Here is a 12,199-nt window from a genome sequence, read left to right on the forward strand (position 1 = left end):
TTTTATTCTTGATTTTTTTTAATTTTTTTTGAAAAACCATCGTTTTTGTGAGGGTTTTAAGCAAAAAAAAAGCTTTGCGTAAACAAAGCCTTTTTTTAAGTAATTTATTTTTATAACGTATTTACGTTGTTTAAATCTTCAAATGCTTGTTTTAAACGCTCTATAAAAGTTACTTCACCAGAACGTAACCAAACACGTGGATCGTAATATTTTTTGTTTGGAGAATCTTCGCCTTCAGGATTTCCAATTTGACCTTTTAAATACGCTGCTTTTTCACTCATATAATCACGAATACCAGACATGAAAGCATATTGTAAATCGGTATCAATATTCATTTTTACAACACCGTAGCTTATTCCTTCGCGAATTTCTTCAACCGTCGATCCAGAACCACCATGGAATACGAAATCTATATGGTTATGTCCAACACCGTATTTTTCTGAAATATAATCTTGTGAGTTTTTTAAGATTTTCGGAGTTAATTTCACATTTCCTGGTTTGTAAACACCATGTACGTTACCAAAAGCAGCTGCAATAGTAAACTGGTCACTTACTTTGCTTAATTCTTCGTAAGCATATGCTACTTCTTCTGGTTGTGTGTATAGTTTAGAGTCGTCTACATCACTGTTGTCAACGCCATCTTCTTCACCACCTGTAATACCTAATTCTATTTCTAAAGTCATGCCCATTTTAGACATTCTTTCTAAATAAGTTTTGCAAATTTCAATGTTTTCTTCAATTGGCTCTTCAGAAAGGTCAATCATATGCGAACTAAATAAAGATTTTCCTGTTTCAGCATAGTGTTTTTCACTCGCATCAAGTAAACCGTCAATCCAAGGTAAAAGTTTTTTAGCACAGTGGTCTGTATGTAATATTACAGGCACGCCATAAGCTTCAGCTAAAGTATGAACGTGTTTTGCTCCAGCAATAGCACCGGCTATGGCTGCTTTTTGACCTTCATTGCTTAATCCTTTTCCTGCGTTGAATTGAGCACCTCCGTTAGAAAATTGAATAATTACGGGAGCATTTAAAGCTGCAGCAGTTTCTAAAACGCCGTTTATTGTATCAGATCCTATTACGTTTACGGCTGGTAATGCAAATCCTTTTTCTTTAGCAAGTTTAAAAATGGCTTGCACTTCTTTGCCTGTAGCAACTCCTGGTTTAATGTTGTGTCCCATATTGTATTGAATTTTTGTTTTTAGTTTGTATGATTCAAAAGTAATCAATTTTTGAATAAATATGCTTGGTTTTTAGTCTTGAAATTAGAAAAACTATACTAAAACGTTATAGTTTTTTTAATAAAAACACGATTAAAATGGATAGTTTATACCTATGTTATAAACGGCATTCGCAAAATTATAGTCATTAAACCATCTGTTTTGATCTTGGTAGGCTGGGTCGTAGGTTTTAAATCCTACATCGAATCTAAAAACAAAGAAATTAAAATCGTATCGCAATCCAAAACCAGTACCAATAGCAATATTTTCTAACGATTTCAATCCCTTAAAAGAGGTGTTTTCATTGAAAAGGAAATCGTATACTTTAGAAAATTCACCTACATTCCAAATGTTTCCAGCATCAACAAATACGGCGCCTTCAAAAGCTCCAAAAAGTTTAACGCGATGTTCTAAGTTAAATGCTAATTTAAAATTAGCCTCGTTAAAATCGTTAAAATTGTTGCTGTCTCCAGGTCCTAATCCGTAAGGTTTCCATGCCCTGTTATCGTTCGCTCCACCTGCAAAGTAACTTTTCGAAAATGGAATTGTTGTAGAATTACCTAATGGAATACCAATTCCTGCAAACGCTCTAAAAGCAAGTGTGTTAGAATCGTTTAAATTAAAATATTTTATATACGTTAAATCTGTTTTAATGTATTGTGAAAAAGGAACATTAAAAAGTTCATAGGAACCCTGGTCGTCTTTATTTAAATCTAGGCTTTTAGAAAGGGCTCTTAAACCATTTCCTGCCAATTCGATTTTTCCTTTAAAAATTGAAAAATCTTTATCGGCTAAACTTTCACGGTTATCAACCGTGAAGCTGTAATTACTCGAAATTATAAGGTTGTCCTGTGTTAAGCGATCTTTTCGGGTAATAATGTTATTTACTGTTTGAAATTCATTATCGGCACTTGTTAAATCGGTTAAACCTAAAATAACTTCCAGAGCAAATAAATCGGCTCCCGATAAATCTGCTTCAACCGTGGATTTAATTAAGTCACCATTGGCATCTACATAAGTGGGGTTTTTGTTGTGAATAGAAGCAATATCGTTTAGTGTGTTGTATGAACTGGGGTAGATATCGAAATAATTTTCTGTGTTTTTATTAAGAATGTATTGAATGTTAAAAACATCTACTTCGTTAGTAACTGTTCTTGAAGGTTGCCATCTGTAATTAAATTTGCCACTAAATGTTTGTTTATCTAACCCAATGTTTGTTTGTGATGTACTCGCTATACTAATGCGCGTACTGGGCGACATATACTTCGGAATAATTTTTTCTGTGTTAAATGGAAAAAAGAATCGTGGTATAGTAAGTTTTAAGTCCACACCAAATTCGTTAATATCAAAAAACGGATCGTCTACATTGTTTTTATCTTTTGAAGCACCAATCGATCCAATGGCCGATAGTTGTAAAGTCTCGGCTCCTCTAAAAATGTTTCTAATTAATAAACTAGGATTTAATGAAAACCCAACGGTTTGTATGTTACTCTGTGATACATCGGCACTGAAACCTAAACTAAAATTTTTAAGTGGTGTTAGCCTTATGGTATCGGTAAGTGTGTAATTTTCGTTTTCTATATACTCTATACTAGGATATTTAAAAGTACGAAGTTCATTAATATGCCTGTAGGTTAGCGTACGGTCGTTGTCTTTAAAAATAGAACCCGGGTTAGTAAATATAGCATCTGTAAGTGCCTTGGGGCGGTATTTTAACTTGTTGTAACTGTAAATTTTAAAGCCTTTGTAAAATGCAGAATCCTGAAAAGGTTTGTTTCTGTTTTCATAGGAGTAATCAGTTACAATATTTACATCTTTAATTTTGTAAATATGAAAAGGCACTCTTTTGGAAGAATCTTTAGTTCGTATAATTCGGTCTTGAATTTGAAGGTCAATATTTATTTTACTGCCTTTACCAATGGTGTCCATTTCGAAAGTAATGTAATCTTGCTCGAAATGATACACCCCAGAATTTCTTAATTGATCGGTTATTCTGTAGCGCTCCTGTTCGAAGTTTTTTGTTTTATACTGGTCGTTAGACTTTATAAGGCTTCCTCTTTTAATGTTTCGGTTGTAAATAGAATCTATTACTAGCGATTTTATTATTTCTGTAATGGTGTCTATTAAAAAAGGAGTTCCCGTTTCTATTTCGTATGCTACTTCGGCACGCTTATTTTCCTGCTTATTGATGCTGTAATTGGTTGTTACGTTAAACCAGCCATTGTTTATATAATAATCTTTTAATCTTTTAGCCGATTTTTTAGATTTATCTTCACTAACAATTACGGGCGCTTCACCGGTTCTTTTTAGCCAATTGTTTAACCCTCTTCGGGTTTCAACGTCCTTATCTAATTGTTTTCTCGATAATAATTTCGTTTTCCATTTTAATTTTTCTGGATTGTTATAAATTCTTTCTTGTAAAATAGAATCAATATTAGGTCTTGCTAAATTGTAAATATGTAGTCGAATAGGAGCACCAATTAGCGGTAAGGACGTATTTGGTTTTTGGTATAAAAGGTTATTTATTGTTTCCGATTTATCCTTTTTTCCATTAACCAATACCGTGTTTTCGGTGAGTAAATAATCGGTTTCCGAAACACGTTTAACAGCATCACAAGCAAACAATGTGATTGTGATAAAAATAAATACTGCCGTTTTGTAAGTTGCTTGTTTCAAATGGAATTACTATTTATCGGATTAAGCTAAAAAAAGATGTTCCTTTAAAATATAAATATTAAAATGAATTAATAATATTTCAAAAATACATTATTTCGGGTGTTTTTCTTTGTTTTTTTATTTCAGTTCTTAGTTTTTGTTTATTTATAATTTTAAGTGCCCTTTAAAATATGATAATCAAAAAATAATTACTCTTTTTAACTACAAAAGCGCTCTATTTTTTATTTCTTTACCATTATAAAACAAATTAAAATGCTTTCTAAAAGTCAGATTAAATTAATTACCAGTTTAAAGCAGAAAAAATATAGAGTACAACACGGACTTTTTGTTGTAGAAGGGGTTAAAACAATAAACGAATTGTTAAAATCTCATTTACAAATGCATCGTCTTTATACGACCGAGACTTTCAATATTGATGCCAAACTGGAAGTTTTAATTACAGAATCTGAATTAAAAAAAATAAGCTTTTTAACAACTCCCAATACAGCTTTAGCCGTTTTTGAAATTCCGAAGCCAAAAAAAATACAAGAAAATAGTTTAATAGTTGCTTTAGATGCTGTAAGAGATCCTGGTAATTTAGGAACCATTATCAGGCTATGCGATTGGTTTGGTATAAGCGATTTGGTTTGTAGTACAGAAACGGTAGATTGTTTTAACCCGAAAGTTGTGCAAGCCACAATGGGGTCTATAACCCGAGTTAATATTAGTTATTTAGATTTAAATCAGTTTTTGTCTGATACCAAACTTCCTGTTTTTGGAGCCTTTATGGAAGGTGCTAATGTTTACGAAACAACATTAATTAATAAAGGTGTTTTGGTAATGGGTAATGAAGCTAATGGTATTTCTAAAACCATTGAAGCCTTAATTAACAACAAAATTTCGATTCCTAGATTTGGTAATATTCAAGCTACAGAAAGTTTAAATGTAGCAACGGCCACAGCTATTTTATTAAGCGAATTTAAAAGGCGTTAAGCTATTATTGAAACGTAAAGTTTATAAACACACCTCTAGTTTTCATGCTGTTTATATTGCTGGTCCAAGGGCTGTTTGGGTCTTTGTCTCTAACTAACTCATCGTTTATAGCAAAGAGGCCGCGAATGGAAGGTGTAAACTTAAAATTATATAAGTACAAATCGATACCAAAACCAAGTTCGTAAAAAAGCATGTTCTTTTTGGTTCTAAATTGCCCGTTACTGTTGTCGTTAGGGTTTGATTCGTTGCTCGATAAATTTAATGCCGTAGAAAAACCACCAACAATAAAAGGTTTAAAGTTGTTAATACGTTTGGTTGATATTTTTACCAAAAGCGGCACATGAATATAGGTCGATTTTACCTCGCGCGTTAAATCTGCTTCAGTAATAGCGCTTCCATTAAAATAACTTTCACTGTAATATAATTCTCGAGTCGTAATAAACAAACCAGGTTCTAAACGTAAATCTACATAATTGTTAACGCGAAGATTACCTATTAAACCCACACTAAAGCCGGGGCTTGTTTTTACATAAATATCTCTAAGGTCTTCGTTATAGTCGAAATTAAAATCGTAGTTATTAATTCCTAAAAAATAACCCCAACGCAATAAATTATTATCGGTGCTACCACGACCTTGATTAGCATCATAAGTTACCTTTTCTCTTTTAAATAATTGAGCGTTAGAAGTTTGGATAACAAATAAAAGTGATAATAAGGCAAAAATATGCTTCATAGTTTTATTTTGATGATTTATAGATTGTCGCAACGCCTAAGGTTTGCGGAAAATCTTCAACATTTATAAACCCAATTTCTCGTAAAATATTGTTTAAAGTTTCACCATAAGGAAAAACAGATGCCGATTCGCTTAAATATTTATAAGCACTTCTATCTTTCGAGAATACTTTTCCTATGAGTGGTAGTATGTTTTTTGAATAGAAATTATACCCCTGTTTGTATGGAAACTTTGTAGGGATCGAGGTTTCTAAAATAACAAACGTACCTCCGGGTTTAAGAACCCTGTATATTTCTTTAAGTCCGTTTTCAAGAGTTTCAAAATTTCTTACACCAAAGGCAACGGTTATAGCATCAAAAGCATCATCTTCAAAAGGCATATTTTCACTGTCTCCTAAAATCATTTCAATTTTAGAATCTAAACCTTTATGCTTTATTTTTTGTTTACCAACTTCCAGCATGCCACTGCTAATGTCTAAACCGGTAATTTTAGTAGCTTGGGTTTCGGCGAGGTTAATTGCTAAATCGCCTGTTCCTGTTGCAATATCTAAAATAGTGTCTGGATTAGAATCTTTCACTATTTTAACAACTTTCTTGCGCCATTTAATATCAATTCCGAAAGAAATAACACGATTTAAGCCATCGTAATTTTCCGAAATATTATCAAACATTTGAGTGACTTGTTCCTTTTTTCCTAAATCACTGTCCTTATATGGTTTAATTTTTGACAAAGCTTATTTTTTTTAGCAAACCTACATAATTTATTCCGACTTTAAAATATCAAATGAAATCAAAATGCTCTAAAAATACATTTGTTTACAGCAGAAAACGATTTTTTCTTAGTTTCAAAATTCAAGCATTTTCGGTCTTTTTAAATCACAGTGTAAATTGTGTTATATTTGTAACTCTCTATACCAAAATAAATAATGAAAATAATTATTGCAGGCGCAGGTGAAGTAGGGTTTCATTTAGCTAAATTATTGTCTTACGAATCTCAAGAAATAACTTTAATAGATACCAATAAAGAAATTTTGCTTTATGCCGAAACGCATTTAGATATACGAGTAGTTAAGGGAGATTCTACCTCAATAGCTATTTTAAAAGAATCGCGCGTAAATACTTGCGATTTATTTATTGCTGTTACTTCAAGCGAAACAACCAATATTACGGTTTGTGTATTGGCTAAGCAGTTAGGTGCAAAACGAACCATAGCAAGAATTTCTAATACCGAATTTATCCACCATAAAGAAGAATTAGGTTTTACTAAATTTGGTATCGACGAATTAATTTCACCCGAAGCGCTTGCAGCATCAGAGATTGAGTTATCGTTACGACAAACATCCTTTAGAGAAAGTTTTGAGTTTGAAGGCGGTGCCTTATCCATGGCAAGTTTAACGCTGTCTCGTTCGGCATTATTTGTTGGAAAAACAGTAAAACAAGCTGCCGAAATATTACCAGAAATTCATTTTGTACCCATAGCGATTAAACGTTATGGTACCCAATTTACTATTATACCGCGCGGCGACACTGTATTTGAACGCGGCGACGATGTGGTGTTTATAACGTCGGAAGGTGGTGCCGAAGAATTATGCCGACTTACCGGAAAATCGAACCGGGAAATCAATAATGTTATGATTTTAGGCGGAAGTAAAATTGGTTTTAAAACCGCGCGCGACTTATCTAGTAAAAAATTTAACGTTAAACTTTTAGAAGAAAATAAAGAACGCGCATTCGATATTGCCGACGATTTGCCTGAAGTTTTAGTAATACATAGCGATGGCAGAAATGTAGATTTATTAGATGAGGAGCATATTAGCGAAATGGATGCCTTTATAGCGGTTACCAAAAACTCTGAAACCAATATCATGTCTTGTTTGGTAGCTAAATCTAAAGGCGTTAAAAAAACCATAGCTTTAGTAGAGAATATGGATTATTTCGAGCTGTCGCATTCCATAGGTATCGATACACTTGTAAATAAAAAACTACTGGCAGCCAACAATATTTTTAGATACATTCGAAAAGGCGATGTTGTTGCCATGACCAAACTAAGTAATTTAAATGCAGAATTATTAGAGTTTGAAGTTAATAGTACTTCGTTGGTTTGCAATAAATTAATTAAGGATATCGATTTTCCAAGAGCAGCCATTATAGGTGGGGTTATTAGAAACGGTGTTGGTATTATTGCACTGGGAAGTTTTAAAATTCAGGAAGGCGATTTGGTTGTTGTTTGTTGCCTTTTACAGTCAATTAAACGTGTCGAGCAGTTGTTCTTATAATTGTTGTAAAATGTCATTAAAACATTATAAATATTGAAACTTAATTATAAAATTATTTGTCATTTTTTAGGTCTGTTGTTATTATTCAACGGCGGTTTTATGTTGCTCTCTGCTTTGGTGAGTTTAATATATAAAGACGGAGTTACGTTTCAAATATTTATGGCGGGTGTTTTAACCCTTTGCAGTGGGGTAATAGCCATGTTTTTAACACGCTATCACAGAAAAGAGATGAATAAACGCGAAGGTTACATTGTGGTAACTTTTGGGTGGATCATCATGTCTTTGTCGGGCACCTTGCCTTATGTTTTGTCTGGAGGTATTCCAAATTTCACCAATGCTTTTTTCGAAACCATGTCGGGGTATACAACTACGGGCGCCTCAATTTTAAACGATATTGAAGCCTTGCCAAAAGGTGTTTTATTCTGGAGAAGCACCACACACTGGATAGGAGGTATGGGAATTATCGTGCTAGCTATCGCTATTTTACCATTGTTAGGCATAGGAGGTATGCAGCTTTTTGCAGCCGAAGCGCCAGGCCCCAGTGCCGATAAATTACATCCCCGAATAACCGATACAGCAAAACGTTTATGGCTTATTTATTTTGGTTATACAGCTGCCGAAACCTTATTTTTAAAGTTAGCCGGCATGTCGTTTTTCGATGCCATTAATCACTCCATGGCTACTTTGTCTACTGGTGGTTTCTCAACCAAAAATGCCAGTTTAGCCTATTGGAACAACCAACCAGTTATTCAATATATAGTCATCCTTTTCATGTTTTTGGCGGGTGCCAATTTCGTGTTAAGTTACTTTGCTTTTAAAGGTAAAATTCAAAAAATTATTCACGACGAAGAGTTTAAATTGTATTTTAAATTCATTGGTATTTTTACAATTATAGCCACTTTACTTATTTATTTTGGTGCCGATGTTTCCATTTCAACAATCCACCATCCTATGGTTTGGGGCGAATTCGAAAGCGCGTTCAGGCATGCTTTATTTCAAGTGTTAAGTGTTATTACAACAACAGGTTTTGTGTCGGCCGACTACACATTATGGACGCCCTTTTTAGTAGTTTTCTTTTTCGGACTCATGTTTTTGGGCGGTTCTGCAGGAAGTACTTCGGGAGGCGTCAAAGTTGTGCGTCATTTAATATTAATAAAAAACGGATTTCTAGAATTTAAACGCACGCTGCATCCCAACGCCATTTTACCCGTTCGATATAACCAGCGCGCCATTCCAGAAACCATCGTTTTTAATGTCTTGGGCTTCTTCATACTTTACATGTTGTCCTTTATAATTGGTGCCTTAGTATTTTCAATGTTTGGTCTCGATTTCACCTCGTCTGTTGGGCTTTCGGCATCTAGTTTGGGTAATGTAGGTCCGGCTTTTGGCAATTTCGGTCCCGTGAGTAATTATGCTGCACTTCCGCATTTAGGACAATGGTGGGCCTCATTTTTAATGCTCATTGGTCGTCTGGAACTCTTTACCGTCTTAATTTTATTAACGCCGTTTTTTTGGCGTAATAGATAGTATTTGGGCATTCCCACGCGAAAAAGCGCGGTCGCGTTATTCGTTATATCTTTTTAAAAAGTAAAGGGTACAAATTAAAAGTTTGTAACAGCTTTAAACTTCTGTGTATGCTTCAAAATAGGGGTTTCTAACTTTTTTAAAAAGGATGCCACTTCTACCGCTAATGCGAATTCCTGCTAAAATTGTAACATTTTAAATTAATTACATACTTATTTATTAAAGAAGCTTCTTTACTTTAAGATACAACAGCTACGTATCGGCATAAATTTTTTAACAATTTAAAATTAGAAATCATGGGTGGAGAAGGCGCTATGATGGCTGCTATAAATTCATTAAAGAATAATAGAAGCTTAATGTCAAAACGAAAAGAAAACAAACCGTTTTCTGGCAGTTATGCTGGAATAGAATTAAAAGAATTTCCAAAAGCATCTAAAACCGATTTATTAAAAATTAGAGAAAAATTGCAACGCGAAAATAAGATAAGAACAAGAAAGCATTTTGTTATTTTAACTCTGGTGTTAGTAATCTTCGCTTTTATAATTTATCGCTATTTATTCTAGAAAACCTTCCTTTTTAAAGGGATTTAAGGTTTAAAAACCTCAGAAATTAATATTCTGTAAAAATCAAAAATAATTGTGTAACAGCAACACGGTATCTAGGTATTATCTTTGTAATAAAGCGTTTAACAAACGTGTTAATTAATAAAATTAAAAATTTATGAAGATGAAAACAGATATTGGTATTGAAGAAAAAAATTTAGATTTAAACATTAAACACTTAACTGTAGCATTGTCTAATGATATGATATTATATATTAAAACAAGAAAGTTTCACTGGAATGTTACCGGAGCAAGTTTTATGGAACTGCACGTGCTTTTCGAAAATCAATACAATGGTTTAGAAGAGGCCATCGATGAAATTGCCGAACGTATTAGTAAGCTGGGTGGAAAACCCGTGGGTACGATGCAAGCATTTTTAGATCATGCAACCTTAAAGGAAAGCGATTCGAATCCCGATTCTAACACAATGATTATCGAATTATTGAAAGATCACGAATCGGTATCGAAAGAATTAAGACAAATGATTACTTCCATAGAAGATGAAACCGACGATATGGGAACCGTAGACTTCTTAACAAGTTTATTGTTACAACATGAAACCGAAGCTTGGAAATTGAGAAAATATATAAAATAGAATTATTAACATTTTAAAAAATATCACCATGAATACGACAAAATTAAAAGGAAACTGGAACGAAACAAAAGGAAAATTAAAACAAAAATTTGGTAATTTAACAGACGACGATTTAATGTTAGCCGAAGGAAAAGAGGATGAGCTTTTTGGAAAGTTACAGGAAAAATTAGGAAAAACTAAAGACGAAATTCATAAAATCATTTCAGATTTATAGGACACTATCCCGTAAAGTGTGTAAGTTAAAAATCGAGGGTTTAACTTTTTTAAAGTTGAACCCTTTTTTCAAATATAGTTAAAAACTGGTTTAAAATAATGCCCCAGTTCCTAATAGGCATCGACCATTTTTTGGTAGCCTCTCTAAGGGCTAAAAAAGTGGACTTCATAACAGCTTCATCTGTTGGGAATGAGAGCTTGTTTTTAGTGTATTTTCTGATTTTTCCATTAAGGTTTTCAATAAGGTTCGTAGTGTAAATGATTTTTCTAATTTCTAAAGGAAATTCATAGAAAGCGGTAAGTTCTTCCCAGTTATCTCTCCAGCTTTTAATAGCGTAAGAGTACTTGTGTTCCCATTTCTGAGCAAAGTCTTCTAGGGCGGCTTTTGCTGCACTTTTGGTGGGTGCATCGTAGATGCTTTTCATGTCCTTTGTAAATTCTTTCTTGTCTTTCCAAACAACATACCGACAAGCATTACGAATCTGGTGTACCACGCAGATTTGGGTTTTAGATTCAGGAAAAACGTTTTTAATGGTGTCGGTAAAACCGTTAAGATTATCTGTGGCCGTGATAAGCAAATCCTGAACGCCTCTGGCTTTCATATCGGTTAGTACACTCATCCAAAAGGCTGCCGATTCATTCTTCCCCAACCAAAGCCCTAAGACTTCCTTTTTACCATCTCTACGCAGTCCTACGGCGATGTACATGGTTTTGTTAATGACTTTGGAGTTCTCCCGAACCTTAAATACGATGCCATCCATCCAAGTAATTAAATATACGGGCTCCAGAGGTCTGTTTTGCCAAGCAACAATATCATTGGTAACTTTATCTGTGATACGTGATATGGTAGATGTGGATACATCAAAATCGTAAACTTCTCGGATTTGCTCTTCAATATCAGAATTACTCATACCCTTGGCATAAAGGCTGATAATGACGTTTTCTATGCCATCAACCATGTTAGTGCGTTTAGGAACCAGCATAGGGTTAAAAGAAGCGTCCCGGTCTCTGGGAACTTTAATATTAGTCTCTCCTAAAGCTGTTTTTATCTTTTTAGACCCATAGCCGTTACGGGTATTGCTATTATCGGATTGCTGATGCTTCTCATAGTCTAAATGAGCATCAAGTTCCCCTTCTAGCATCTTTTCAATACCTCGCTTTTGAATGGATTTTAGAAAGGAGGTCAGTTCGTCTCCTGTTTTAAACTGTTTTAAAAAATCGTCGTTTAGAAAATCTTCTTTCTTCATAAGTGTGTAAATTTTAAAATTAAACAAAAAAATATCGAGGGTTGCAACCCTCGATATTTTTAACTTTACACACTTTGTGAGATACTACCATTTATAGAAAATATATTTTTAATAAAAAACCTCTATGCAATTAAGCATAGAGGTT

11 protein-coding genes are annotated in these 12,199 nt (G+C 33.7%); 6 read left to right on the forward strand and 5 right to left on the reverse strand.

The window, feature by feature from the left end:
- Positions 1–110: 110 nt before the first annotated feature.
- Together fbaA and tamL are read right to left on the reverse strand one after the other, a co-directional pair.
- Positions 111–1,178, reverse strand: coding sequence for a class II fructose-bisphosphate aldolase (gene fbaA, locus AW14_RS07905; RefSeq protein ID WP_044638323.1), 1,068 nt, complete (start codon positions 1,176–1,178; stop codon positions 111–113).
- A gap of 132 nt (positions 1,179–1,310) precedes the next feature.
- The gene (tamL, locus tag AW14_RS07910) at positions 1,311–3,893 is read right to left on the reverse strand and encodes a translocation and assembly module lipoprotein TamL (RefSeq protein ID WP_044638324.1); all 2,583 of its coding nucleotides are present in this window, start codon (positions 3,891–3,893) and stop codon (positions 1,311–1,313) included.
- Between the two features lie 252 nt (positions 3,894–4,145).
- On the opposite strand from tamL, the gene AW14_RS07915 reads away from it, so the two are divergent.
- Positions 4,146–4,865 carry a TrmH family RNA methyltransferase gene (locus tag AW14_RS07915; RefSeq protein ID WP_044638325.1) on the forward strand — a complete coding sequence of 240 codons (720 nt, stop codon included), beginning with the start codon at positions 4,146–4,148 and terminating at the stop codon, positions 4,863–4,865.
- Positions 4,866–4,869: 4 nt separating this feature from the next.
- On the opposite strand, the gene porT is transcribed toward AW14_RS07915, so the two are convergent.
- Entirely contained in the window at positions 4,870–5,598 is a 729-nt protein-coding gene (porT, locus tag AW14_RS07920; protein ID WP_044639550.1) for a type IX secretion/gliding motility protein PorT/SprT, read from the reverse strand.
- Positions 5,599–5,602: 4 nt separating this feature from the next.
- The gene (ubiE, locus tag AW14_RS07925; protein ID WP_044638326.1) at positions 5,603–6,328 is read right to left on the reverse strand and encodes a bifunctional demethylmenaquinone methyltransferase/2-methoxy-6-polyprenyl-1,4-benzoquinol methylase UbiE; all 726 of its coding nucleotides are present in this window, start codon (positions 6,326–6,328) and stop codon (positions 5,603–5,605) included.
- Between the two features lie 195 nt (positions 6,329–6,523).
- Here ubiE and trkA point away from each other — a divergent pair, with 195 nt between their 5' ends.
- The 5 genes from trkA to AW14_RS07950 all read left to right on the forward strand — a co-directional run bounded on the left by trkA (position 6,524) and on the right by AW14_RS07950 (position 10,808).
- On the forward strand, positions 6,524–7,873 hold the full coding sequence (gene trkA, locus AW14_RS07930) for a Trk system potassium transporter TrkA (RefSeq protein WP_044638327.1): 1,350 nt from the start codon (positions 6,524–6,526) through the stop codon (positions 7,871–7,873).
- Positions 7,874–7,903: 30 nt separating this feature from the next.
- Complete coding sequence (locus AW14_RS07935) at positions 7,904–9,400, forward strand: TrkH family potassium uptake protein (protein WP_044638328.1); 1,497 nt, start codon at positions 7,904–7,906, stop codon at positions 9,398–9,400.
- Between the two features lie 293 nt (positions 9,401–9,693).
- Positions 9,694–9,960: a hypothetical protein gene (locus AW14_RS07940; protein WP_044638329.1), complete on the forward strand. Its 267-nt coding sequence runs from the start codon at positions 9,694–9,696 to the stop codon at positions 9,958–9,960.
- A gap of 163 nt (positions 9,961–10,123) precedes the next feature.
- Positions 10,124–10,594: a Dps family protein gene (locus tag AW14_RS07945; RefSeq protein ID WP_044638330.1), complete on the forward strand. Its 471-nt coding sequence runs from the start codon at positions 10,124–10,126 to the stop codon at positions 10,592–10,594.
- Positions 10,595–10,622: 28 nt separating this feature from the next.
- Positions 10,623–10,808: a CsbD family protein gene (locus AW14_RS07950; RefSeq protein WP_044638331.1), complete on the forward strand. Its 186-nt coding sequence runs from the start codon at positions 10,623–10,625 to the stop codon at positions 10,806–10,808.
- Between the two features lie 49 nt (positions 10,809–10,857).
- Here AW14_RS07950 and AW14_RS07955 read toward each other — a convergent pair whose 3' ends face one another.
- Positions 10,858–12,054 carry an IS256 family transposase gene (locus AW14_RS07955; protein ID WP_044637031.1) on the reverse strand — a complete coding sequence of 399 codons (1,197 nt, stop codon included), beginning with the start codon at positions 12,052–12,054 and terminating at the stop codon, positions 10,858–10,860.
- Positions 12,055–12,199: the final 145 nt, after the last annotated feature.

It is taken from the genome of Siansivirga zeaxanthinifaciens CC-SAMT-1, assembly GCF_000941055.1.
Taxonomy (GTDB): domain Bacteria; phylum Bacteroidota; class Bacteroidia; order Flavobacteriales; family Flavobacteriaceae; genus Siansivirga; species Siansivirga zeaxanthinifaciens.